General features: G+C 72.3%; 22 protein-coding genes. 15 read left to right on the top strand and 7 right to left on the bottom strand.

The annotated features are described in order from the left end of the window. Positions 1-92: 92 nt before the first annotated feature. The 10 genes from ACFE60_RS00760 to ACFE60_RS00715 all read left to right on the top strand — a co-directional run bounded on the left by ACFE60_RS00760 (position 93) and on the right by ACFE60_RS00715 (position 9,657). Positions 93-1,037 carry a sugar phosphate isomerase/epimerase family protein gene (locus tag ACFE60_RS00760; protein WP_375386919.1) on the top strand — a complete coding sequence of 315 codons (945 nt, stop codon included), beginning with the start codon at positions 93-95 and terminating at the stop codon, positions 1,035-1,037. Beyond that, positions 1,034-2,059 carry a zinc-binding dehydrogenase gene (locus ACFE60_RS00755; protein ID WP_375386918.1) on the top strand — a complete coding sequence of 342 codons (1,026 nt, stop codon included), beginning with the start codon at positions 1,034-1,036 and terminating at the stop codon, positions 2,057-2,059. Before ACFE60_RS00760 ends, ACFE60_RS00755 begins: the two co-directional genes overlap by 4 nt. Next, positions 2,056-2,751, top strand: a complete 696-nt coding sequence (locus ACFE60_RS00750; RefSeq protein ID WP_375386917.1) for a ThuA domain-containing protein — start codon at positions 2,056-2,058, stop codon at positions 2,749-2,751. The genes ACFE60_RS00755 and ACFE60_RS00750 overlap by 4 nt, the downstream gene beginning before the upstream one ends. A 52-nt stretch (positions 2,752-2,803) precedes the next feature. Continuing rightward, positions 2,804-4,183 carry an ABC transporter substrate-binding protein gene (locus ACFE60_RS00745; RefSeq protein WP_375386916.1) on the top strand — a complete coding sequence of 460 codons (1,380 nt, stop codon included), beginning with the start codon at positions 2,804-2,806 and terminating at the stop codon, positions 4,181-4,183. A gap of 38 nt (positions 4,184-4,221) precedes the next feature. After that, positions 4,222-5,175 carry a carbohydrate ABC transporter permease gene (locus tag ACFE60_RS00740; RefSeq protein WP_375386915.1) on the top strand — a complete coding sequence of 318 codons (954 nt, stop codon included), beginning with the start codon at positions 4,222-4,224 and terminating at the stop codon, positions 5,173-5,175. 12 nt (positions 5,176-5,187) lie between these two features. Then, the gene (locus ACFE60_RS00735; protein ID WP_375386914.1) at positions 5,188-6,021 is read left to right on the top strand and encodes a carbohydrate ABC transporter permease; all 834 of its coding nucleotides are present in this window, start codon (positions 5,188-5,190) and stop codon (positions 6,019-6,021) included. Beyond that, positions 6,018-6,782, top strand: a complete 765-nt coding sequence (locus ACFE60_RS00730; protein WP_375386913.1) for an alpha/beta fold hydrolase — start codon at positions 6,018-6,020, stop codon at positions 6,780-6,782. The genes ACFE60_RS00735 and ACFE60_RS00730 overlap by 4 nt, the downstream gene beginning before the upstream one ends. Continuing rightward, positions 6,779-7,600 carry a sugar phosphate isomerase/epimerase family protein gene (locus ACFE60_RS00725; RefSeq protein WP_375386912.1) on the top strand — a complete coding sequence of 274 codons (822 nt, stop codon included), beginning with the start codon at positions 6,779-6,781 and terminating at the stop codon, positions 7,598-7,600. The genes ACFE60_RS00730 and ACFE60_RS00725 overlap by 4 nt, the downstream gene beginning before the upstream one ends. Then, the gene (locus ACFE60_RS00720) at positions 7,597-8,490 is read left to right on the top strand and encodes a sugar phosphate isomerase/epimerase family protein (protein WP_375386911.1); all 894 of its coding nucleotides are present in this window, start codon (positions 7,597-7,599) and stop codon (positions 8,488-8,490) included. The genes ACFE60_RS00725 and ACFE60_RS00720 overlap by 4 nt, the downstream gene beginning before the upstream one ends. Positions 8,491-8,751: 261 nt before the next feature. Continuing rightward, entirely contained in the window at positions 8,752-9,657 is a 906-nt protein-coding gene (locus ACFE60_RS00715; protein WP_375386910.1) for a hypothetical protein, read from the top strand. Between the two features lie 142 nt (positions 9,658-9,799). On the opposite strand, the gene ACFE60_RS00710 is transcribed toward ACFE60_RS00715, so the two are convergent. Beyond that, positions 9,800-10,711: a LysR family transcriptional regulator gene (locus ACFE60_RS00710; RefSeq protein ID WP_375386909.1), complete on the bottom strand. Its 912-nt coding sequence runs from the start codon at positions 10,709-10,711 to the stop codon at positions 9,800-9,802. Between the two features lie 162 nt (positions 10,712-10,873). Here ACFE60_RS00710 and ACFE60_RS00705 point away from each other — a divergent pair, with 162 nt between their 5' ends. From ACFE60_RS00705 to ACFE60_RS00695, 3 genes are read left to right on the top strand one after another with little or no spacing between them, the layout of a single operon-like run. Beyond that, a complete protein-coding gene (locus tag ACFE60_RS00705) occupies positions 10,874-11,713 on the top strand; it encodes an alpha/beta fold hydrolase (protein WP_375386908.1) in 840 nt (279 codons plus the stop codon). Between the two features lie 7 nt (positions 11,714-11,720). Beyond that, positions 11,721-12,605 (top strand): alpha/beta fold hydrolase, encoded by an 885-nt coding sequence (locus ACFE60_RS00700; protein WP_375386907.1) that lies wholly within the window; start codon positions 11,721-11,723, stop codon positions 12,603-12,605. Between the two features lie 19 nt (positions 12,606-12,624). After that, positions 12,625-12,978 carry a cupin domain-containing protein gene (locus ACFE60_RS00695; RefSeq protein WP_375386906.1) on the top strand — a complete coding sequence of 118 codons (354 nt, stop codon included), beginning with the start codon at positions 12,625-12,627 and terminating at the stop codon, positions 12,976-12,978. Between the two features lie 268 nt (positions 12,979-13,246). Here ACFE60_RS00695 and ACFE60_RS00690 read toward each other — a convergent pair whose 3' ends face one another. Next, the gene (locus tag ACFE60_RS00690; protein WP_375386905.1) at positions 13,247-14,494 is read right to left on the bottom strand and encodes an MFS transporter; all 1,248 of its coding nucleotides are present in this window, start codon (positions 14,492-14,494) and stop codon (positions 13,247-13,249) included. Between the two features lie 188 nt (positions 14,495-14,682). Further along, entirely contained in the window at positions 14,683-15,816 is a 1,134-nt protein-coding gene (locus tag ACFE60_RS00685; RefSeq protein WP_375386904.1) for a hypothetical protein, read from the bottom strand. A gap of 126 nt (positions 15,817-15,942) precedes the next feature. On the opposite strand from ACFE60_RS00685, the gene ACFE60_RS00680 reads away from it, so the two are divergent. Beyond that, positions 15,943-16,146, top strand: a complete 204-nt coding sequence (locus ACFE60_RS00680) for a hypothetical protein (protein ID WP_375386903.1) — start codon at positions 15,943-15,945, stop codon at positions 16,144-16,146. A gap of 95 nt (positions 16,147-16,241) precedes the next feature. Continuing rightward, on the top strand, positions 16,242-17,579 hold the full coding sequence (locus tag ACFE60_RS00675; RefSeq protein ID WP_375386902.1) for a YibE/F family protein: 1,338 nt from the start codon (positions 16,242-16,244) through the stop codon (positions 17,577-17,579). A 3-nt stretch (positions 17,580-17,582) separates the two neighbouring features. Here the strand turns inward: ACFE60_RS00675 and ACFE60_RS00670 are convergent, their stop codons facing one another. The 4 genes from ACFE60_RS00670 to ACFE60_RS00655 are packed head-to-tail and all read right to left on the bottom strand — an operon-like array spanning position 17,583 to position 22,790. Next, a complete protein-coding gene (locus tag ACFE60_RS00670) occupies positions 17,583-18,578 on the bottom strand; it encodes an ABC transporter permease (protein WP_375386901.1) in 996 nt (331 codons plus the stop codon). Continuing rightward, on the bottom strand, positions 18,575-19,504 hold the full coding sequence (locus ACFE60_RS00665) for an ABC transporter permease (RefSeq protein WP_375386900.1): 930 nt from the start codon (positions 19,502-19,504) through the stop codon (positions 18,575-18,577). The genes ACFE60_RS00670 and ACFE60_RS00665 overlap by 4 nt, the downstream gene beginning before the upstream one ends. Then, positions 19,501-21,153, bottom strand: coding sequence for a dipeptide ABC transporter ATP-binding protein (locus ACFE60_RS00660; RefSeq protein ID WP_375386899.1), 1,653 nt, complete (start codon positions 21,151-21,153; stop codon positions 19,501-19,503). The genes ACFE60_RS00665 and ACFE60_RS00660 overlap by 4 nt, the downstream gene beginning before the upstream one ends. Beyond that, entirely contained in the window at positions 21,150-22,790 is a 1,641-nt protein-coding gene (locus tag ACFE60_RS00655; protein ID WP_375386898.1) for an ABC transporter substrate-binding protein, read from the bottom strand. Before ACFE60_RS00655 ends, ACFE60_RS00660 begins: the two co-directional genes overlap by 4 nt. Positions 22,791-22,842: the final 52 nt, after the last annotated feature.

Raw genomic sequence — 22,842 nt, 5'->3', positions numbered from 1 at the left:
CATCCCACTCCTTGCCCGCTTCGTGCAATGTGTCGACCGCTCCGACGCTCCTACCATCGAGCACAGTCGCACCGACGCGGAAGGAGATGGTTGTGACCGACCAGCTCGCCTCACCACCCACCGCCCGGAGCGCCGTCTCGGCGCCGTCGCTCTCCTTCGGGACATGGGCGTTCGCGTTCGGTCCGTTCGCCGGTGACCCGTGGGACTTCCCGCGGATCTGCCGATGGGCTGCGGCAGCCGGCTACGACGGCGTCGAGATCAACGGCTTCCGGCCCCACCCGCACGACCGGGACGTCGTCCTCCCCGAAGACGTCGCGGCCATGCGGACGCTGCTCGCAGAGAACGGTCTGAGCGTCTCCGGGTTCGCGCCCGATCTCACGACCACGCCTCCGGCGCTGTCATCGGAACGCCACTACCTGAAGCGGATCGACAGCTGTCTCGACTTCTGCGAGCGGATCGGGATCCCGCTCCTCCGGGTGGACACGGTCAGTGCGCCCGGCCCGGTCGACGAGACGCGATTCGCTCACCTCGTCTCGACCTGGCGTCGAGCAGCGGACCGCAGCGCGGATCGTGGGGTCCAGCTGATCTGGGAGTTCGAGCCCGGCTTCTGGATCAACCGACCGAGCGACGTCCTCCGGCTGCTCGACGAGATCGACCACCCCAACTTCCGCGTGCTCTTCGACACCTCGCACGCCTACACCGGGGCCGTCGCCGGAGGCCGTCAAGGACCCGAGCCGGAGATCCTCCCCGGCGGGGTCGTCGAGTACGCGCAGATGCTGCGCGACCACGTCGGTCACCTCCACCTGATCGACAGCGTCGGTGTCCTGCATGACGACGAGACGAGCGAGCACCTCCCGTTCGGAGCCGGCGCGGTCGACTTCCCGGCCGTCCTCGACGCGCTCGGCTGTGCTGCCTCAGCGCTGCCCTGGTGGACCGTCGACTTCTGCTTCTGGCCGGAAGTCGATCGCGACGGGCGCGACGCCGTGCCGTTCGTCCGCGGTCTCCGCGACGGCCTCGCCGTCCGGGGTGTGCGATGAGAGCCGCATCCATCACGGCCCCGGGGTCGATCACGGTCGTCGACCACGACGCGCCACGCGCCGCAGGTGACCTGGTGGTCGTCCGGGTCCTCGTGGCACCGCTCTGCACCGAGTCGAAGGACAGGCGAGCGGGTCGGCTCGGTACCGACCTCGGTCACGAGGCAGCCGGCGTCGTCGTCGACGCCGGGACGTCGCAGCTGGTCGCCGTCGGTCAGCGGGTCGTCGTCATGCCGCAGTTCGCGTGCGGGGCGTGCTGGGTGTGCCGGCAGGGCGACCACATCCACTGCCCGAACCAGCGGGACGTGCTGACCGAATCCGGGTCGGCGCACGGCACGGGCACGATCGCGCAGTACGTGCTCAAGCCCGACTGGCTGCTGCTGCCGGTGCCCGACGACATCCCTCTCGAGCACGCGGCCATGGCCTGCTGCGGATTCGGCCCGACCTTCACCGCGCACCACCGCCTGCGAACGAGCGCGCTCGACATCGTCGCGGTCTCCGGAAGCGGCCCCGTCGGCCTCGGTGCCGTCGCGCAGTCCGTCCTCCGCGGTGCGCGGACCGTCGTCGTCGAAGCGCATCCGTTCCGGGCTGCGCTCGCCCGCGAGCTCGGGGCGGACACCGTCATCGACCCGATGCTCGGATCGGTCGCGGAGGAGCTCCGCAACGTCGACGGTCGCGGTCCTGATGCCGGCATCGAGACCAGCGGCGCCCCTGGCGCTGCCGGCGCGCTCGTCGCTGGTATCAGGCCTCTCGGTCGGGTCGGCATCGTCGCGTGGACGGAGGCAGTCCAGCTGCCGAATCTCGTGCCGCTCGGCGTCGAGATCCACGGGTGCTGGCACTGGAACCACCAGGTCCACCTCGAGGAGATGTGGCGCACCATCCGACGGGCGCACGACGCCATCGACCTGATCATCACGCACCGCTTCGCGCTGGAGGACATCGCAGTGGCGATGGACCTGCAGGACACCGGCGCCTGCGGGAAGGTGCTCGTCCACCCCTTCGGTGCGGACGAGGTGACGGCATGACCGAGATGGTCCTGCTCGCCGGCGAGCCCGAGTACGACTCCCAGCTCACGATGCCGCCGCTGGCGGCGGACATCGCGGCGGGCATCGGCGCGCGGCTCCACGTGCGCACGCCGGACGTGCTCGAGGACACCCCCGAGTTCCCCCGCTCGACCTTCGGCGACCTCGGCGTCCTCGACGATGCCGATCTGCTGATCATCTACACGCGGTTCCGGAACCTGGCCGACGAGGAGATCGAGTCCATCGCGCAGTACCTGCGTCGAGGAGGAGCCGTCATCGGGGTCCGCACGGCCACGCACGCGTTCCGTCTGCCGGCGACCTCCTCCTTCGCCGGCTGGGGAGACGCGTTCGGACGGGACGTCCTCGGCTCCCCCTGGGTCCGACACCACGGTCACTCGTCCAGCACCGACGTCACGACCGTCCCCGGTCGGGACGACCTGCTCGACGGGGTCCCTCGATGGTTCCGATCCCGGTCCTGGCTCTACACGGTCGACCTCGCCGCCTGGGCGACGCCGCTGCTGCAGGGCGTACCGGTCGATCCGGAGACCGCGGCGGAGCCCGCACCGGTCGCGTGGTCGGGGTTCAACGACGGCCGGCGGACGTTCGTCACCACCCTCGGACACCCCGACGACTTCGCATCCGAGCCCTTCCGCGCGCTGCTTCGGAACGCCGCGCGGTGGGCCGTGCAGGCCTGACCCTCTCCTCGATCCACCTCAACGACGAGCCACACCACCAAGGAGCATCACCATGCAGCACAGCACGTCCCTCCACTCCGGTCTCACGAGGCGCAGCGCGCTGCGCCTCGGGGGGACCGTCGCCCTCGGCGCCAGCACCGCCGCACTGCTCGCCGCTTGCTCCCCCGGATCTGCCTCAGGCGGCGTGGCGGGGTCCGGCACGCTCACGTTCATGAACCGCTGGTCGGATCCGATCTCCAAGAAGAACGCCGACGCGCTCTTCGCCGCGTTCACGAAGTCGACCGGCATCAAGGTCAAGAACCAGACCCAGCCGAACAGCGGCGACACCTACCAGCCCGCTGTCCGCAACGCCTACTCGTCCAGCAACCCGCCGTCGCTCGCGACCGACATCTCCGGACCCGAGGTCTACAACCTCGCGGCGGCGGGGGTGCTCGCGGACCTGACCTCGCTGACGAAGGGCAAGCTCGCGAGCCGGGTGCAGGCCGGAGCCACCGCAGGATCCGTGCTGAACGGCAAGGTCTGGGGGCTCTCTGCCGGCGCGAGCGTCGGCAACTGCGTCTGGGTCAACCAGGACTACCTCAAGAAGTACAAGATCTCCCTCTCCGACATCACCGACACGACGTCCTGGATCGCGGCCATGCAGGAGATCAAGAAGGCCGGCGGAACGCCGCTCGTCATCGGCGCGAAGGACCAGTGGCCGGGCGGGCACTACCTGAACGACCTCGTGCAGCGGCGCCTCGGCTCGACGGGCGCGACCGAGCTGTACAACCGCACCGTGGTCAAGGGAGCGGCGGACGCAATCAAGTGGACGGACGACGACGTCGTCGGCTCCTTCGACGACTACCTCGCCTTCAAGCCGCTGTTCCAGCAGGGGTTCCTCGGCGAGGCCGCTGCGACCGCCGACAGCGCGTTCCTCGGCGGCAAAGCGGCCTTCTACGAGATGGGGTCGTGGTTCCTGTCGACGATCCGCCAGAGCAAGCCGTCGTTCGACATCGGCGTGGTGCTGTTCCCGCCGGTCTCCGGCGGCAAGGGGAACAGCAAGGAGGTGACGCTGGCGAACGAGACCATCATCGCCAGCCCGAAGGCGGCCAAGGACGACATCGCGGACTTCTTCGAGTACTTCACCCGGCCGGCCACCCTCGCGAGCTGGGCGGGCGCCCAGTTCAAGACCATCCCGTACAACTACGACACCTCGGCCGTGAAGGTCGACGACCCGGTGCTCAAGACCCTCTTCGCGGACGTCAACGGGTTCAGCGCGGATGCCGGCCCGGACGGTGCAGCGCTGTTCAACGACCAGGCGATCGACGTGAACATCTACACGAAGTACATCTGGCAGGGCAGCGTCGGGCTCATGTCCGGCGATGTCGCCCCCGACCAGCTGGCGAAGCAGCTGGAGGACGCGACCGTCGCCGCCCAGGAGAAGCTGAGCTGAGGCCCCGGCCCACGCTCCGGCACCATGAAGGACCTCTCATGACCGCCTTCCCGGTCCAGCAATCCGCCGTCGGCGGGTCCGACTCGGCCACGCGCCGGTCGGCTCGCCGGCGGCGCCTGGTGGACGCGCTCTCGGGCTACGCCCTGATCCTCCCGGCGGGCGTGTTCTACCTGGGCTTCCAGCTGCTGCCGATCGTGTTCGCCTTCGTCCTCAGCTTCTTCGACTGGAACGGCATCAACCTCGCCGACGCCCGGTTCACCGGCTTCAGCAACTACGTGGAGCTCGCAGGCGACGGCTCGTTCTGGCGGGCCGTCGGACACAACCTGCTCACGGTGGTGCTGATCCTGCTGCTCCAGTGCCTGGGGTCGTTCATCCTCGCCGCGATCATCACCGCAGGCATCCGTGGCGGCCGCTTCTTCCAGCTGGTGTTCTTCGCCCCGATGGTCGTCTCGACCGTCGCGATGGGCATGCTCGCCATCTTCATCTTCAGCCCCTCCCAGGGCCTGCTGAACGCTCTGCTCCGCGCCGTGGGGCTCGGCGCGCTGGCCCAGCCCTGGCTCGGCAGCGACACCTGGGCTCTTCCGACGGTCGTCTTGACGGCGGTGCTGCAGAACTTCGGGCTGTCCGTGCTTATGTTCATCAGCGGGCTCGGCCAGGTGAACTCGGAGATGCTGGAAGCCGCCGAGATCGACGGCGCCTCGCAAGCGACGATCCTCTGGCGCGTCGTCTTCCCGGTGATCCGGCCGGTCGCGTCCGTGGTCTTCCTTCTGGGGATCGTCTCCGGCTTCCGACTGTTCGACCAGGTCTACGTCATGACGTCCGGCGGCCCGTACCACGCCTCCGACACCATCGTCACCTATCTGTACAGCATCGCGTTCAGCGGGAACCGCGTCGGATACGGCAACGCGATCGGCGTGGTCCTGTTCCTGATCCTCCTGGTGTTCGCACTCGTCCAGCTGAAGCTCACGCGCGGCGGCCGAGCCAATGATTGAGGAGGGCACCGCATGAAGTTCGCCCGGTACGCCCCATGGGCCCGAGTCGGCAGCCACATCTGGCTGTGGGTGCTCGCCCTCATCATCATCGCGCCGCTGGCGTGGCTCACGATGAGCGTCTTCAAGGACTCGAGCGCGATCGTCGGCGACCCGTTCGCGCTTCCCCGCTCGTTCTCGTTGCAGAACATCGTGGACGCGTGGACGACCGGCGGCTTCGCCCAGCTCTACGTCAACAGCATCCTGATCACGACCGTGTCGGTGCTCGGGATCCTCCTGCTCGAGGGCCTCGCCGCGTACGCGTTCTCCCGACTCCGCTTCCCCGGACGCGACATCTGGTTCGTGATCTTCCTCGCCGGTCAGTTCGTTCCCGCACAGATCGTCGCGATCCCGTCGTTCCTGCAGATCAACGCGCTCGGCCTCGGCGACACGCAGATGGCGCTGATCCTCCAGTACCTCAGCTGGGCGCCCTTCGCGGTGCTGTTCCTGCGGGCGAGCATGATGGCCGTGCCGCGCGAGCTTGAGGAAGCCATGATGATCGACGGCGCGAACCGGTTGCGGATCCTCTTCCAGCTCATCCTGCCGATGTGCCGCTCCGCGTTCGCGACCGTCGGCACGATCTACGCGCTCTGGATCTACAACGACTTCCTGTTCCCGCTGATCTACATCCGGTCGCCCGAGAACGCGACCGTCCCCCTCGGGCTCGCGCAGTTCCAGGGCCTGTTCACCACCTTCTGGGGCTACCTGATCGGCGCCATCGTCATCGCGGTCTGGCCGCCGTTGATCGTCTACGGGCTGCTCAGCCGGCAGATCAGCAGCCGGTTCGCCGCGGGCGGAGTGAAGGCATGACCGGGACGGTCTCGTTGCACTCGGCGTGGACCGGGACCGGGCGGCCGCTCGTGCTGATCATGGGACTCGGCGCCGGCCTGTCGGCATGGGACCGTCATGTCTCCGCGTGGTCCCGGGACTTCGCCTGCCTCGCCGTCGACAACCGCGGAGCGGGCCGCTCCCCGGCACCCGACGGCCCCTACACGACCGCACTGATGGCCGATGACATCGCCCGCCTCCTCGACGAGCTCGCGGTCGAGCCGGTCGACGTCGTGGGCATCTCGATGGGAGGCGCGATCGCACAGGAGCTCGCGCTGCGTCATCCGGCCCGACTACGTCGTCTCGTCCTGGTCGCGACCTGGGCGCGCTCGACGCCGTACCTCTCCGACGTGCTGGACACCCTCGCCGCGTCCCGGAAGTGCTTCGACACGGCCGAGTACGTCACCGCGTTGCAGACGCTGATCTGGACGCCCGAGGCGCTCGCATCGCGACGGGGCGAGCTCCTCGCGGACCGTCGTGGTCCGCTGGACGTCGGACCGGTCGCCTTCGACTCGCAGGTCGCCGCGTGCAAGCACCATGACGCGCTCGACCGACTCGGGGACATCGACCTGCCTGTGCTCGTCACGGCCGGCCGCGCCGACCGGTTCGTCCCCCTGACCACGACCGCGGAGGTGGCCGAGCGCCTGTCGCGAGCCGACTTCGTGGAGTTCGAATCCGGCCACGTCCACCACTACGAGGAGGCAGCCAGATTCAACGGGCTCGTGGCGGAGTGGCTCCGATGACCACCGAACGGCACCGGCTCCGGTTCGCCTGTCAGACCTACAGCTGGCAGATGTCGATCGACCGCTACCGCGGGCGGATCGACCACATGACCGAGGTCGCGGGGCGAGCGGGCTTCGACGGGTTCGAGGCCGAGCTGGTGATGCTCGGCGACAGCTGGACGGTCGATGACATCGAGACGGCACTCGATCGCGCCGGCCTGCGGCCTGCGGCCCTCGTCCTCGCGGAGCCGTGGCTCGAGGAGGGCGAACGCGAGGACGAGCGCGATCGGGCCGATCTCCTGATCCGGACTCTTCGGACTCTCGGCGACGAGGCGAAGCTCGTGCTGGTGCCACTGCCCGGTGCAGACAGAAGGGACCTCCTGCAGCGCCAGCGGACGGCGCTGACCTGCATGGGAGCCATCACCCGGCGAGCCGCTCGAGCCGGTGTGGAGGCGACCTTCCATCCGAACTCTCCCGCCGGCTCCGTGTTCCGGACCGAGGCCGACTACCGCGTCATGCACGACCTGTGGCCGGACGGTCTCCGCTACACGCCGGACGTCGGCCACATCGCCAAGGGCGGCATGGATCCCATCGAGGTGCTCGAGGAGCACTGGGACCTGATCGATCACGTGCACATCAAGGATCTCGACGCATCGGGAGCCTGGGCCCCCACCGGGCGGGGCGCGATCGACATCCCACGGGTGCTGCGCCTTCTCGAGGCTCGTGCCTTCGCCGGATGGGTCACCCTGGAGGAGGAGTCCGAGCAGGCTCGGATCGATCCGGACGCCGCGACGCTCGAGAACGGCGCGTGGCTGCAGGCATGGAAGGACCGTCGGTGACTGCTCACGACCCCCTCGCGGACTCGCTGCCGATCGGGGTCAACACGTTCGTCTGGCACTCCCCGCTGACGCAGGATCGTGCCGCCACCACGCTCGACACGATCGCGGTGTGGGGGTACGAGGGGGTCGAGCTGGCGCTCGAGCAGGTCGGCGACTGGGACGTCGACGCGATCAGCGAGCAGCTGGAGCGCCTCCGGCTGCGGAGCGTCGTCGGCGGCGTGTTCGGTCCCGGGCGGGAGCTGGTCGCCGTGGACACCGAGACGATCGAGCGGACCCAGGAGTACGTGCGCGCAGCGATCGCCATCGCGGCGCGGCAGGGCTCCGCGCTCGTGATCGGCCCGCTCTACACCTCCGTCGGCCGGACCTGGCGACTCGTTCCCGACGAGCGACGGCACGTGCTGAAGGACCTCCGCGAAGCGCTCGCGCCACTCGTCGACGCGGCCGCCACCGCCGGCGTACCCCTCGCGCTCGAGCCGCTGAACCGCTACGAGACCAGCCTGTTCAACACGACCGAGCAGCTGCTCGAGCTCATCGATCCGTTTCCGGCGGAGGGAGTCGGGCTGAATCTCGACACGTACCACATGAACATCGAGGAGAAGAGCCTCGACGCAGCGTTCCGATCGGCGGGCGATCGGCTGCTGCACCTCCAGGTGTGCGGCAACGATCGCGGCGCACCGGGCGAGGACCACCTCGACTGGGCGGCGATCCGCGATTCGCTGGTCGCGATCGACTACCGCGGGATGCTCGGCTTCGAATCGTTCACGAGCGACAACGAGACGATCGCCACGGCAGCGTCGATCTGGCGCCCCTTCGCGCGAACCCAGGACGAACTGGCGCAACGTGCGCTCAGCCAGCTACGCAGCTGGCGCTCGGGCTGGCCGCGCGCCTGAGGCGCATCCTGACGATGGCGCGAGCAGGGCGTCGCAAAATCAGTCACGGACCTTTCGCTCGCAAGCGCTCGCGCCGGGCGGATCATTGCTGGCGCCGGAAGCAGGCCGTCGCCCCTCGCCTGAAACCTGGACCTCGATTCGAGGGGGCGTGGCCCCCGAACTGGTGCCAGAGCCGTTCCGACCCGGCCATGTTCTGGTCACGTACCTTTTCCGCGCCGACGACCCCACCGATTCCATCTCGCCGGCGAAGGAGCCGTTCCCATGACCACCCCCGGCGGGCAGCAGCCCACCTCCTCACCCGGCAGCAGGGACAGGATCGCGCTCTGGGCGCTGATCCTCGGGCTGATCGCCGTCCTCATCGCCTTCATCCCGTTCGGCGCGTTCGTCGGCTGGCTCCCCGGAATCGCCGCCATCGTGCTGGCGATCGTCGCGCTCGTCCGCCGCACCTCGCGGCGCGCCCTCGCGGTCATCGGTCTCGTCGTCGCGGTCCTCGGAGCACCGATCAGCGGCGGAGTGACGGCCGTCGCGATCGGCGGTGCCGCGGTCCAGGCGGCCGGTACCCCGGAGCAGTCCGCCGATGCGGCGAAGGTCGCGACGACGACCGAGACGACGACGGCGCCCGAAGCACCGGCAGCGACGGCCGAGGCGACGACGAGCACCGCGGACGCGGCCGACGCGAAGGTCGCGGTGCCGAAGGTCGTCGGTCTCGCGGGGAACGATGCGCGGGACCGCCTTGAGGCGGCCGGCTTCGAGGTCGACTGGTCGCAGCTCGTGATCATCGCGTCGAACTGGAAGGTCACCAAGCAGTCCGCGAAGAAGGCGGCGACCGGCTCGACGATCACGTTGACCGTCAAGCCGAAGCCCAAGGAGGCGTCGAAGGCGGAGACCCTGCACGCGGTCTTCAAGGTCTGGGGCACGGGCGATCCCGACGTCACGTACAGCACGGACTCCGACAACATCGAGGGCAAGATCGGCCGGCGGTACGTGATGAAGGTGTCCGACGACGCCCTGTACTACGCCGTCACGGCGCAGCTGCAGGGCAGCGGGGACATCCGCTGCTCCGTCACCATCAACGGCGTCACGAAGAAGGGCCACGCCTCCGGCGGCTACAACATCTGCAGCGCGCAGCTGAGCTCGAGCCCGTTCTCCACGGGTGGCTGGGGCTGATCGACCCGTTCATGTCCCCTGGAGGGGCTGCACCCCGCATCGTGCGGAGTGCAGCCCCTTCCGGCGTCCGGGCACCTCCAGCGATGGCCGCGCGAACCGAGCCGCCTCGATCCACCTGTGCTGATCGACGCCAGCCCGCGGCTCAGTCCGTCGGCGCGGTCCACCCGTCCGGCGGCGGCATCGCGACCAGGTGGGCGATCACCCGCTCCACCGCCGGGGTGCGCACGTGCGAGGGCGCCCAGCGGAGGGTGAACGGCACGTCGAGCGCGGGGGCGACCGGGCGGATCGCGGTGCCCGCGTGCCCGGCGGACAGCGAGCCGATCAGCAGGATCCAGTCGACGCCGGCCTGCTCCGTCCACCGCGCCGCGCCCAGGTCCGGGTCGAGCAGCGGCGTGGTCGGCGGGGCGACGCCCGCCGCGGCGAGCGCCTGCTGCTGCGCGAGCGCCCAGCCGGGGAACAGCGTGCCGGACGTCGCGCCGAGCACCTCCCCCGCCAGGTCGGCCAGCCGTACCTCGTCGGCCGCCGCGAGGCGATGGCCGGGCCGCAGGCCGACGAGCAGCGGCTGCGCGCACAGCACGCGGGTCCGCATCCCGTCCGCCTCCGGCAGCCGGGCGATCGTGACGGCGACGTCCACCTCGCCGTCACGGAGCGCCTGCTCGAGCATCGGCAGCCACAGCAGGGAGGGCACGATCTCGATGCCGGGCGCGACCGGGGCGAGCGTGGCCCGCAGCCGCTGCAGCAGCGCCGGTCCCGCGGCCGGCGTGATCCCGATGCGGACCGTGCCCTGCTCGCCGGACCCGATCCGCCGGACCGCGGAGGCGGCCTCCGCGGCATCGTCGAGCAGGGCGCGGGACCGGACCAGCAGCTCCGCTCCCGCCTCCGTCAGCGCCACGTGCCGGGTCGTCCGGATCAGCAGCGGGGTGCCGAGCTCCCGCTCCAGCCGCTGGATCAGCTCGCTGAGGGTCGGCTGGCCGACGAAGAGCCGGTCGGCGGCATGCCCGAAGTGCAGCTCGGTGGCGACGACGACGAAGGCCTGAAGCTGACGCAGCTCCATGACCGGCACGATAACCGCGATCCATCGGCCGTGGCGATCGCAGTCTTCGGGCATCGCCCGTCGATGCCCGCGGTCGACGGGTCGACGCTCGTCGGAACGCGGCGACACCGGAGTCCTGCAGCACGATCCGGCGCCCGCTCCGCATCGACCGCGGGAGCAGCCATGGGGACCATCTCCGTCGGGCGCGAGCACGACGCCGACATCGACCTGTACTACGAGGACCACGGGTCCGGACCGGTCGTCGTGCTGCTGCACGGGTGGCCGCTCGACAGCCGCTCGTGGGAGCCGCAGCTGCCCGTGCTGCTCGACGCCGGCTACCGCGTCGTGACCTTCGACATGCGGGGGTTCGGCGGGTCGAGCCGACCCGCCGACGGGTACGACTTCGACACGCTCGCCGAGGACCTGGACCGGGTGCTGACCGCGCTGGACCTGCGGGACGCGACGCTCGTCGGATTCTCGTTCGGCACCGGCGAGGCCGTCCGGTACATCGGGCGGCACGGCACGGAGCGCGTGCGCGCCCTCGTGCTGATCGAGAGCCTCGCCCCCTCCTACGCGAAGTCGGAGGAGAACCCGCAGGGCGTGGACCCCGCCGGCGTCGACGAGGTACAGGCGGCGATCCGGAAGGACCGCTACGCGTGGCTCACCGGCCTGCTCGGCAACCTGTTCAACCTGGACGAGCTGCTCGGCTCCCGGATCAGCGAGGAGACCGTGCGCGCCACCTGGCAGGCGGCGGCGGACGGCTCCCCGCTCGCGACCTGGGCGTGCCCCCGCGGCTGGCTGGAGGACTACCGCGCGGACGTCGCCCGCATCGACGTGCCGACCCTGATCGTGCACGGCACGGCGGACCGCATCCTGCCGATCGACGGCCAGGCCCGGAAGCTGCACGAGCTGCTGCCCGACGCCGACTACGTCGAGATCGACGGCGGGCCGCACGCCGTGTGCGTCACCCACGCGCCGGAGGTCAACCGGGCGCTGCTCGACTTCCTCGCGGCGCACCGGTAGCCGGACCGTGTTCGACCACTTCGAGGAGCGGCTGGTCTCCACGGCGCGCGGCGACGTCTACGCGCGGATCGGCGGCGACGGGCCGCCCGTCCTGCTGCTGCACGGGTACCCGCAGACGCACCTCGCGTGGCACGCGGCCGCGCCGCTGCTCGCCCGATCCTGCCGCGTCGTGGTGGTGGACCTGCCCGGCTACGGGCGGTCGTTCCGCCCCGTCCCCGCCCCGGACCACCGCCCGCACAGCAAGCGGGCGCTCGCGGCGGACCTCGGGCAGGTGATGACCGCGCTCGGGCACGAGCGCTTCGCGGTCGCCGGCCACGACCGGGGCGGCCGGGTCGGGTACCGGATGGCGCTCGACGCGCCGGACCGCGTCGCGGCGCTCGCGGTGCTCGACGTCGTGCCGACCGGCGACGTCTGGGCGCGCGCCGACGCGGACCTCGCGCTGCTCTACTGGCACTGGTCGTTCCTCGCCCAGCCGGCGCCCCTCCCGGAGCGCCTGATCGGCGCGGATCCGGACGCCTTCTTCGATCTGCACGTCCGCGCGCTCGGGCTGGGGAGGCGGGAGGGCCGCTACCCGCCCGCCCTGCTCGCGGCGTACCGCGCCGTGCTCGACGACCCGACCGTGGTCGAGGCGATCTGCGAGGACTACCGTGCCGGCGCGGGCGTCGACCGCGCCGACGACGACGCCGACGCCGGCCGCACGATCGCCTGCCCGGTCCTCGCGCTGTGGAGCGCCTCCGGAGCGCTCCCCCGGCTGTACGGGGACGTGCTGGACGTCTGGCGGCCGTGGACCACCGACCTGCGCGGCGAGGCGCTCGACACCAGCCACTTCCTCGTCGACGACGACCCGGAGGGCGTCGCCCGGCGGATCACCGACCTCGTCGCGCCGCGCTGAGGAGAAGCAGGAGAACCCCATGACCGACACCGCCGAGCACGACGAGCTCTCCGGCCGGCTGCGCCGCACGGAGACGCTGCACGAGCACTCCTCCATCCCCGGGCGCGACATCGTGCAGGTGCGCACCGAGATCCCGGAGGGGGTCGCCTCCGGCTGGCACACGCACCCGGGCGAGGAGGTCGGCTACATCGTCGAGGGCCGCGTGCGGATGGAGGTGCGGGACCGGCCGGCGTGCGAGCTGGCCGCCGGCGACGGGTTCCTGATCCCGCCGGGCACGCCGCACAACGCGCTCGACCTGGGCCCCGGCACCGGGGTGATGCTGTCGACGTACCTGGTCGACCCGGCGGAGGCGCTCTCGACCGTCCTCGGATGAGCGCGCGACCGGCCGGCCGGGCCGGCGGGCGGGAGCACTTCGGCAGGCTGCTGGCGCTTCAGCAGGCTGCTCGCGCTCCAGCAGGCTGCTGGGGCGCCTCCGAGCCTGCCGAAGCGCGCGCAGCCTGCTCAGGTGCTCGGGCGGGATCGCGGGCGGGCCGCCGTCGGCTCCGGCAGTCTTCGTCGGTTCCGGCAGCGCGGATCGCCCAGCTGGGCTGCCGGAGCCGACGGACGCTGCCGCGACCGACGGGATCCGAGGTCGGGTCCACTCAGCGGGGGCTCGCCCGCCTCCCGGAGCCCGGGTCGGCGTGCGCGATGTGGCCCAGCTGGCTCCAGAGCACCGCGACGAGCACCGCCGAGCCCGCGAACGCGAACCAGAAGGGCGCGACGACGCCGAACCGCTCGGCGAGCGCGCCGCCGATCACCGAGCCGAGCACCAGCCCGCCGAAGGTCGCGACGGTGTTGACGCTGGTGACCCGGCCCTGCAGCGCCTGCGGCACGGCCCGCTGCCGCACGGTGATCGACGTGGTCCCCCACACGAAGGCGTGCGCGCCGAACACCGCGAAGACGAGGTACGCGACCCACGCCGTGGTGGTCAGCGCGAGCGCGAGGTGGGTGGCGGTCTCCACGACCAGGCCGACCCGCATGAGCGCGGCGAGGGCGACCCGCCGGGTGAGCGCGCCGCACCCGATCGTCGCCACGATCCCGCCGCCCGCGATCACGGCGGTGATCGCGCCGTACCCGACGGGGCCGAGCCCGAGGCGCTCGGTCGCGTAGAGGACCAGCACCGACCAGGCGGCGCCGTAGGTCACGTTGAACAGCAGGATCGTGAGCACCAGGGTGCGCACGTTCGCGTGCGCCCACGTCCACCGCAGCGCCTCCCCGATCTCGCGGTGCGGCGCCTCCGCCTGCCGCGCGGGCGCGCGCGGCAGGACGACGCGGGTCACGAGCACCGCGCCCGCGAGCAGCAGCACGGCCTGCGCCGCGAGCGGCCACGCGATCCCCGCGGCGAAGAGCAGCGCGCCGATGGGCGGCCCGACGAGGTTCTGCAGCGTGATGAACCCGCCCAGCAGCCGCGCGTTGGCGAGCGCCAGGTCGTCGCGGTCCACGAGCGCGGGCAGCAGGGTCGCCTCCGCGTTGTCGCCGAAGACCTCGGCGACGCCGAGCGCGAGCAGGGCCGCGAGCACCAGCCCGACCCCGACCGCGTCCGTCACCACGGACGCCACGAGGACCCCCAGCACGACGACGCGCACGACGCCGGCCACGACGACGACCCGCCGCCGGTCGATCCGGTCCGTCACGACCCCGGCGACCAGGCCCAGCACGAGCGGTGGCAGCCACTGCAGCGTCGCGGCGAGCGCGACGAGCAGCGGCGACCCGGCGAGCCGCGCCACCAGCAGCGGACCGGCCGCGAGTGCGAGCCCGTCGCCGAGGTTCGACGTCCACGTCGCGGCGAGCAGCCAGCGGAAGGAGGGCCCGAGGCGCGCCGGCGCCACCGCCTCCGCCACCCGTCCCACGACCGAGCACTGTAGGACGTGCTTCGGCGCCCGGAGGATGAGAAGCACTTCGGCAGGCCGCCCGCGCTCCAGCAGGCTGCTGGGGCGCCTCCGAGCCTGCCGAAGCGCGCGCAGCCTGCTCAGGTGCTCGCAGCCTGCTCAGGTGCTCGCAGCCTGCTCAGGTGCTCGCGCCCCTGTCCGGCGCCGCGCTACCTCCCGGCGAGCCGTGCCACGTCCGGCTTGCCCGGCTTCGCGACGAAGGGGCTCGCGCAGCGGGCGAGCCCCGCCGTCAGCGCGCGCCGCTCGGCGGAGTCGACGGTCAGGCTCCATCGGTGCTTCACCGCGATCCAGCGGCGCACGGCCGTGCAGGCGGCAGCGGGTGCTGCGGGCACGGCGGGGTCCTGCGCGGCCCTCGCCCGGTGCGCCTGCGGCGACTCGGCGACGAGCGCGGAGCCGTAGCCGAGGTCGTTCGCGTACGCCGCGCGCCTCGTCGCCGACCAGGCGGAGGCGCCGCTGCTCCACGCCTCCCGCAGCGGGACCAGCTGGTCGACGTCGACCTCCGCCGCCGAGGTCAGCGTCCGGCCGTCGAAGGCGGACGTCCACCGTCCGGCGACGATCCGGCCGTGCCGGTCCCTGGTGACCCTCGTCGCCGACTCGGCCCGCAGCACCTCGGCGCGGGTGCTCGCGCCGTCGCGGTCCGCGTCGATCCAGGACCGGAACCGCGTGCGCGAGTACGAGGCCGTGTGGCGCTCCTCCGCGGTCCGCAGCCGCCCGAGCAGCGTGCGGGCCGACACCTGACCGGGCTCCGCGGCGACGGTCCGCTGCGGGACGGTGGCCTCGAACAGCCAGGCCTTCTCCAGGTCGTACCAGCTGCCGCGCTCGATGTAGCCCGTGATCTCGACCACGACGTGGGCCGGTCCCGCGGAGGCGGCGCGCGGCACGGACAGGAGCCGGTCCTGGTAGGCCCCGGGGTCCGGCGCGTCGACGACGACGCCGTCGACCAGGACCGAGAGGCTCTCGTCGCTCACGCCGCGCGGGAAGTCGAACGCGGCGGAGTCGTAGACGACGCGCAGCGTGCCGTTCGTCCACACGGCGGACACGTGTGCGCGGTTCCCGGGCGCGGCGACCGGGTTCGCCGGGGCGACGGTCATGTAGGTGCGGCCCGGCACCGGCGTGGGTTCGCCGGGGCCGGGCGTCGGCGCAGCGGAGGCGGTCGGCGAGGCCGTGGGCGAGGCGGTCGGCGCCGCCGTCGGGGCGGGGTCGGCGAGCGCCGCGGTCAGCGGGACGAGGACCGCGCCGCCGGCGAGGGCGGCTGCGGCGAGGAGCAGCAGGGGACGCGGCACCGCGCCTCCTTCGGGATCAGGGGCGGCCGACGCTACGGGCCGTGTCGCAGCACGCCGCTGCGACACGGCGGCAGGCCCGACGCGTGCGGGCGCGGCCCCCAGCAGGCGCCCGTACGGTGCAGCACCATGGGGAACGAGACGCGGTCCGGGCCGATCATGGACGGCAGCGACGACGCGACGGACGAGCAGAAGCTGGCCGGGCTGCGCGAGCAGGTCGAGCACGACCGCGCCGGCGAGGGCGAGGCCGCGAAGGCGGACGAGCTGCGCGACCGGATGGCGCAGACGGAGGTCGAGCCGGAGGAGTCGGACGACCCGCCGGCAGGGTCCTGAGCCCCTGAGCACGACGCGCCGTCCCTCCTCCGACGCCGCGCGTCGTCGCCTCAGGGACAGGACGTCGACCGTGCCGAGCCGCCTACGGTGAACCCGTGAGCGGGCACGGACACGGACACGACGTGGCGGACGACGCGATCCGCGTGAGCCGCTGGACCCGGGTCACGGTGCTCGGCCTGATCGTGCTGAGCGGGCTGGTGGCGCTGGCCGGCGTGGTGCACTGGTGGCCCGACGAGCGGCGCATCGATGCGGTGCAGGGCCTGGTCCCGTTCACCGCGAACGGGATCGTGGTCGTGCACGCGGACCTGGTCGACGTGATCCCCGCCTGCATCGCCGTGAAGACCGCGACCAGCGCCCCGTGCGGCGACTCGAAGGCGCGGATCCTCGACGGCCGGAACGCCGGGCGGACCGCCGCCGTCAGCCTCACGCCCGACGTGCTCGGCACCGGGCTGCAGGCCGGCGACCGGGTGCTGCTCCTCGACTCGAGCGGCGTCGCCGCCGGCGTCCCAGCCGGACAGTCCGCCTTCGCGTTCTACCGCGCGGATCGCGGCTCGTCGCTGCTGTGGCTCGCGATCCTCTTCATGGTCGCGGTGGTGGCGGTCGCGCTGCGCCGCGGGGTGATGGCGCTCGTCAGCCTCGGCTTCGCGGGCGTCGTGGTGGTCGGGTTCCTGCTCCCCGCGCTGCTGAGCGGCCGGCCCCCGATCCCGGTCACGCTGGTGTCCTGCGTGCTCATCCTGATCGTGATGCTCTACCTGACCCACGGCCTCTCGATGCGCACCTCCGTCGCGCTCGTCGGCGCCCTGATCGGCGTCGCGCTCGCGACGCTGCTGGCCTGGGCCGGCATCACGGGCGCGCGCCTCGGCGGGCTCGGCGACGACTCCGCCACCCTGCTCACCTTCAACGTGCACTGGGTGCACGTGCAGCAGCTGGTCGTCGCGTCGGTGCTGCTCGCCAGCCTCGGCACCCTGAACGACGTCACGGTCACCCAGGTCTCGGCGCTGTGGGAGCTGCGCAGCGCCTCCGCCGCCATGTCCCGCTGGCGGCTGCTAAGCAGCGCGATGCGGATCGGGCGCGACCACGTCGCGTCGACCGTGTACACGCTCGTCTTCGCCTACCTCGGCACCGCGCTCGTGCTGCTGGTCGCGATCCGGCTGTACGGCGGCACCCCCTACGACTTCCTCACCGCCGAGGACGTCGCGGAGGAGGTCGTGCGCACCCTGGTCGGCGGCATCGCCGTGGTGCTGACCATGCCCATCACGACGGCGATCGGCACGCTCGTCGTCGCCGGCGCCTCCCCGACCGCTGACCCGGCCGCGCCGGCGGGGCCGCCGACCCGTGCGCCGCGGACGGTCGCGCGGCGCGCGACCTACGCCGCTCCCGCCTCGGTCGACCGGTACCGGCGGCTGCCGGCGAACCCCTGGGACGTCGACTGAGCGCTACCCGACCGCGACGCGCGGGTCGATCAGCCCGTAGACGACGTCGACCACGAAGTTCGCGACGGTGATCAGGAACGCGGCGAACAGGGTCACGCCGACGACCGTCTGCAGGTCGGTGGTGCCGACGGCGGTGATCAGCAGCGAGCCGAGCCCCTGCATCGAGAACACCTTCTCGGTGATGACCGCGCCGCCCAGCAGCGTGCCGAGGTCGAGCCCGAACACGGTGACGACCGGGATCAGCGCGTTCCGCAGCCCGTGCCGGATCACCACCGCCGGCTCGCTGAGGCCGATCGCGCGAGCCGTGCGGATGTGGTCCTGACCCAGCTGGTCGATCACCTCCGCCCGGGTCAGCCGCGCGTACACCGCGGCGCTGATGAACGCGAGCGCGCACCACGGCAGCAGCAGGTGCAGGGCCCAGCCGGCCGGGTCCTCGGTCAGCGGCTCGTACCCGCCGGTCGGCAGCCAGCCGAGCGTGAAGCCGAACAGCAGGATCGCGAGCAGGCCGACGAGGTAGGCGGGGGCGGAGACGCCGGCGATCGCGACGGTCATGATCGTGCGGTCCAGCGCGCGCCCGCGGCGGACCGCGGCGACCGTGCCTGCCGCGACGCCGGCGACGAACCAGAGCAGCGCGGCGCCGACCGCGATCGACGCGGTCACGGGGAGGCGCGTGACGATCAACTCGGTGACGGGCGTGCTCAGCTGGAAGGAGTAGCCGAAGCACGGCGCCGGGCAGTCGACGACGCCGGTACCCGACCCGAAGCGGCGGCCCGTGACGATGCCGGCGAGGTAGTTCCACAGCTGCCCCCACCAGGGCTGGTCCAGCCCGAGGTAGCGCTGCGCCGCCGCGTAGTTCTCGGGCGTGCAGGGCTTGCCGCACGACAGGCGGGCCGGGTCCGCCGGCAGCACCGTGAAGATCAGGAACGTCACCACGGCGACGACGAGCAGCACGAGGACGATGCCGCCCAGCCGGGCGGCGAGGAACCGCAGGACGTTCATCGGCCGGCCACCGCCCGCTCGTCCGTTCCCGGAGTCGCCGCGCTCCTGCGGCCGCGCGAGACCCTCGGGTCCAGCGCGTCGCGGAGGCCGTCGCCGAACGTGTTGAACGCGAGGGTCAGCAGGAACAGCGCGCCGCCCGGGAACACGAGGTAGGCGGGATCGACCCCGAACCAGGCGACCGCGTCGCCGATCGAGCGGCCCCACGAGGGCGTGGGCGGCGGCACCCCGACCCCCAGGAACGACAGCGCCGCCTCCGTGCCGATCGAGGCGGGGATCAGGATCGTCGCGTAGACGATGATCGTCGCGCCGACGTTCGGCAGCAGCAGGCGCAGCAGCACGTGCCCGGCCGGCGCGCCCATCGCCTCCGCCGCCGTGACGAAGGTGCGCGAGCGCAGCGACAGCACCTGCCCGCGGATCACGCGGGCGACGGCGGGCCAGCCGAAGAACCCGATGATCAGCACGATCAGCAGCGGCTTCGGGAAGCTCGCGGCGACGATCGCGGTCAGCGAGATCATGAAGACGAGGCTCGGGAAGCCGAGCATCACGTCGATCACCCGGCTGACGACGCGGTCGACCCAGCCGCCGAAGTAGCCGGCGACCAGGCCGACGGCGACGCCGACGAGCACGGAGGCGACGGAGGCGCCGACCCCGACGAGGATCGAGGTGCGGGCGCCGAACAGCACGATGGCGAACAGGTCGCGGCCCGACAGCGGCTCGACGCCGAACCAGTGCTGCCACGAGATGCCGCCGCCCGGGCCGCGCGGCGCCCCCGAGTCGTCGAGCGCCGACACGTGGTATCGGTAGGGGTCCTGGCCGTTGATCGCGGTGATCGCCGGCGCGAGCACGGCGCCGACGACGAAGAGCACGATCACGATCGCCCCGGCCAGCGCCCACGGGTCGCGGCGGAGGTGCTGCCAGGCGTTCATCGCCGCGCCTCCAGCAGCAGCCGCTGCTCGCGGCGCACCGCCTGCGCGTCCGGGTCCGGCACCGGCACGGCGGCGAGCAGCCGCCGCGTGTACGGGTCGGCCGGGTCGGTCAGGACGCGGTCGGTCGGTCCCTGCTCGACGACCCGGCCGTCGCGCAGCACCACGACCGTGCCGGCCAGCCGCCGTACGACGGCGAGGTCGTGGCTGATCAGCAGGCACGCGAAGCCGAGCCGGGACTGCAGGTCCGCCAGCAGATCGAGCACGGCCGCCTGCACCGACACGTCGAGCGCGCTCGTCGGCTCGTCGGCGATGAGCAGGTCGGGGTTGAGCGCCAGCGCCCGGGCGATGGCGACCCGCTGGCGCTGCCCGCCGGACAGCTCGTGCGGGTAGCGGTCCGCGAAGCCGGCAGGGAGGCGGACGGCCTCCAGCAGCTCGGCCACCCGCTCCGCGCGCGACTGCGCGGACCGGTCGGTGTGCAGCTGCAGCGGCTCCGCGATGCTCCAGCCGACGGTCGCCCGCGGGTTCAGGGACGACGCCGGGTCCTGGAAGACGGACCCGATCCGGGCGCGTACGGCCCGCCGGGCGCGCCGCCCGGCGCGGCGCAGGTCGACGCCCGCGACGGTCGCGCTGCCCGCGGACAGGGGGACGAGCCCGACCAGCGCCCGGCCGGCGGTCGACTTGCCGGAGCCGGACTCCCCGACCAGGCCGACGACCTCGCCTGCGCCGATCCGAAGGTCGACGCCGTCCAGCGCGGCGAGGGCCCTCCCCCGCCGCCGGTAGGACACGACCGCCCGGTCGAGCACCGCGACGGGCTCGGCCGTCGCGACCGGCTCGGTCGTCACGACGCCCGTCGCGCCGAGCGACGGCACGGAGGCGAGCAGCTCGCGGGTGTACGGGTGCTGCGGGTCCCGCAGCACGGATCGCGCGGTGCCCGCCTCCACGGCCTCGCCGGCGCGCAGCACGAGCACGTCGTCGGCCAGGTCGGCGACGACGCCCATGTCGTGGGTGATGAGCAGGATCGCCGTGCCCCTGTCCGCCGCGAGCGACCGGAGGAGGTCGAGGATGCCCGCCTGCACGGTCACGTCCAGGGCGGTCGTCGGCTCGTCGGCGATCAGCGCGACGGGGTCGTTCGCGAGCGCGGTCGCGATCATCGCGCGCTGCAGCTGGCCGCCCGAGAGCTGGTGCGGGAAGGACCCGGCGATCCGCTCCGGGTCGGGCAGACCGACGGAGGTCAGCAGCGAGCGCACCCGCTGCCGCACCGCGGGCCCGCGCCCCCGCGCGTGCGCGCGGATCGCCTCCGCGATCTGGTCGCCGATCCGGTAGACCGGGTCGAACGCGCTCATCGGCTCCTGGAACACCGTGCCGATGCGCGCGCCGCGCACGGACCGGAGGGTCGCCGGCGGGGCCCCGAGCAGCTCCTCGCCCTGCAGCCGGATGCTGCCCGACAGGGTGGCGGTGGCGGGCTGCAGCCCGAGCACGCTCATCGCGGTGAGGCTCTTGCCCGAGCCGGACTCCCCCACGAGCGCGAGCACCCGGCCCGCGCGCAGGTCGAAGCCGACCGAGTCGACGACCCGGCCGGCCTCTTCCCCGAACCCCACGACGAGGTCGCGGACCGCGAGGACCGTGGTGTCCTCCGCGGCGGCCGTCACCTCGTGATGGTGAGCGTCATGTAGTCCGGGTACGCCGGGAACGACGGGATGAAGAAGTTCCCGATCCCCGAGCCGCGCAGGAACGACTGCTTCGCGTAGATCAGGGGCACGACCGGGGCGTCGGCCATGATCCGCCTGTCGACGGCGGCCCAGGCGGCCTGCGCCTTCGTCTGGTCCACCTCCGCCTGCGCGGCGGCGATCGCGGCGTCGACGTCGGCGTTCCGGTACTGCGACACGTTGTAGTTGCCGTTCCCGATCTGGCTCGAGTCGAACAGCGGCGAGATGTTCGAGTTCGCGGACGGGAAGTCCGGCTGCCAGCTCATCAGCGCGAGGTCGAACGTCGGGTCGCTCGCGGCGACGTCCGTGTAGAAGGCGTCGGCGTCCTCGGTCTTCAGGGTGACGGCGATGCCGGCGCGCTGCAGCCCCTGCTGGACGGCCTGCGCCTGGGCGAGGGAGGCGGCGTCGTTCTGGGTGAGCAGCGTCAGCTTCAGCGCGGACACCCCGGCGTCGGACAGCAGGCCCTTCGCCTTCGCGACGTCGCCGGTCTCCGGCGCCGCGTACAGGTCGTAGTCCTGGCGTCCGGCGATGCCCGGCGTGATCAGGGTGGAGGCGGAGGTGCCGGCCTGCGCGCCGCCCGAGGCGACGAGGTACGACCTCTTGTCGACCGCGTACTCGAGCGCCTGCCGCACCTTCAGCCGCTTGAGGTCGCCGCGCTGCGTGTTGATCGCGAGGTACTGGATCGGGCCCGCGTTCGACGTCGCGACCCGGGCCTTGGCGGCCGGGTTCCCGTTCACCGCCGCGAGGTCCGAGGCACCGAGGTACTGCGCGCCGAACGCGGTCGCGTATGCGCCGGTGCCGTTCACCAGGTTCTGCACGGTCGTCGTCTGGTTCTGGCTCTCCTGGATCACGACCTCGTCCGCCGCCGCGGTGCGCACCGAGTCGGTCCTCCTCGACCAGTGCGGGTTGCGCGACAGCGTGATCGCGGTGCCGTCCTTGATCGAGTCGACCTTGTACGGGCCGGAGGTGATCGGCGCCTTCGCGTACGCGACGGGGTTGCCGTTCGACTCCTTCACCGGCGAGAAGGCCGGCATGGACGCGATCCACGGCCAGTCGCCGAAGGCCTTGTTCAGGTGGAAGACGATCGTCTTCGCGTCCGGGGTCTCGATCGACCCGAGCTGCTTGCCGTCGAACGGCCCCTGGTAGGCGTCGCCGCCTTCGAGCAGCGTCTTGTGGTAGCTGAGGCCGCCCTGCAGCTGGTCGCTGAAGGAGCGCTCGATCCCGTACTTGATCGCCGCGCTCGTGATCGCGCTGCCGTCGGAGAACTTCAGGCCGTCCTTCAGCGTGTAGGTCCAGGTCCTGCCGCCGTCGCTCGCCTCCCCCGTCGTGGTCGCGAGGTCGGGCACGACCTTCGCGTCCTGCCCCTTCTGCACGTCCCAGGTGGTGAGGCGGCGGTCGAGCAGGCTGAGGGTGGTCGTCGCGAGGTTCTGGCTGGAGGCGGGGTCGAGGCCCACGGTGCTGGCCGGCGTCAGGATGGTCAGGGTGCCGCCGCTCTGCTTCGTGGCCGATCCGCCGCCGCTGCACGCGGTCAGGGTCAGGGCGGTCGCGGCGAGCAGGGCGACGAGTGGGGTCTTGCGCATCCCTCCAGCCTGAACGATCCAACGGTCGGGTCCGCACCGTGTGACGTCCTGT

The sequence above is a fragment of the uncultured Amnibacterium sp. genome (assembly GCF_964245895.1).
In the GTDB taxonomy this organism is placed as follows: Bacteria; Actinomycetota; Actinomycetes; order Actinomycetales; family Microbacteriaceae; genus Amnibacterium.
Note: the sequence above shows the minus strand (reverse complement) of the source record. Positions and strands in the feature narration are given on the sequence as shown.

Coding starts and splice junctions, on each gene's coding strand:
- ACFE60_RS00680 (WP_375386903.1), top strand. CDS start 15,943: ATGGGGAACGAGACGCGGTCCGGGCCGATCATGGACGGCAGCGACGAC.
- ACFE60_RS00745 (WP_375386916.1), top strand. CDS start 2,804: ATGCAGCACAGCACGTCCCTCCACTCCGGTCTCACGAGGCGCAGCGCG.
- ACFE60_RS00730 (WP_375386913.1), top strand. CDS start 6,018: ATGACCGGGACGGTCTCGTTGCACTCGGCGTGGACCGGGACCGGGCGG.
- ACFE60_RS00740 (WP_375386915.1), top strand. CDS start 4,222: ATGACCGCCTTCCCGGTCCAGCAATCCGCCGTCGGCGGGTCCGACTCG.
- ACFE60_RS00670 (WP_375386901.1), bottom strand. CDS start 18,578: ATGAACGTCCTGCGGTTCCTCGCCGCCCGGCTGGGCGGCATCGTCCTC.
- ACFE60_RS00695 (WP_375386906.1), top strand. CDS start 12,625: ATGACCGACACCGCCGAGCACGACGAGCTCTCCGGCCGGCTGCGCCGC.
- ACFE60_RS00705 (WP_375386908.1), top strand. CDS start 10,874: ATGGGGACCATCTCCGTCGGGCGCGAGCACGACGCCGACATCGACCTG.
- ACFE60_RS00725 (WP_375386912.1), top strand. CDS start 6,779: ATGACCACCGAACGGCACCGGCTCCGGTTCGCCTGTCAGACCTACAGC.
- ACFE60_RS00655 (WP_375386898.1), bottom strand. CDS start 22,790: ATGCGCAAGACCCCACTCGTCGCCCTGCTCGCCGCGACCGCCCTGACC.
- ACFE60_RS00755 (WP_375386918.1), top strand. CDS start 1,034: ATGAGAGCCGCATCCATCACGGCCCCGGGGTCGATCACGGTCGTCGAC.
- ACFE60_RS00665 (WP_375386900.1), bottom strand. CDS start 19,504: ATGAACGCCTGGCAGCACCTCCGCCGCGACCCGTGGGCGCTGGCCGGG.
- ACFE60_RS00735 (WP_375386914.1), top strand. CDS start 5,188: ATGAAGTTCGCCCGGTACGCCCCATGGGCCCGAGTCGGCAGCCACATC.
- ACFE60_RS00710 (WP_375386909.1), bottom strand. CDS start 10,711: ATGGAGCTGCGTCAGCTTCAGGCCTTCGTCGTCGTCGCCACCGAGCTG.
- ACFE60_RS00750 (WP_375386917.1), top strand. CDS start 2,056: ATGACCGAGATGGTCCTGCTCGCCGGCGAGCCCGAGTACGACTCCCAG.
- ACFE60_RS00715 (WP_375386910.1), top strand. CDS start 8,752: ATGACCACCCCCGGCGGGCAGCAGCCCACCTCCTCACCCGGCAGCAGG.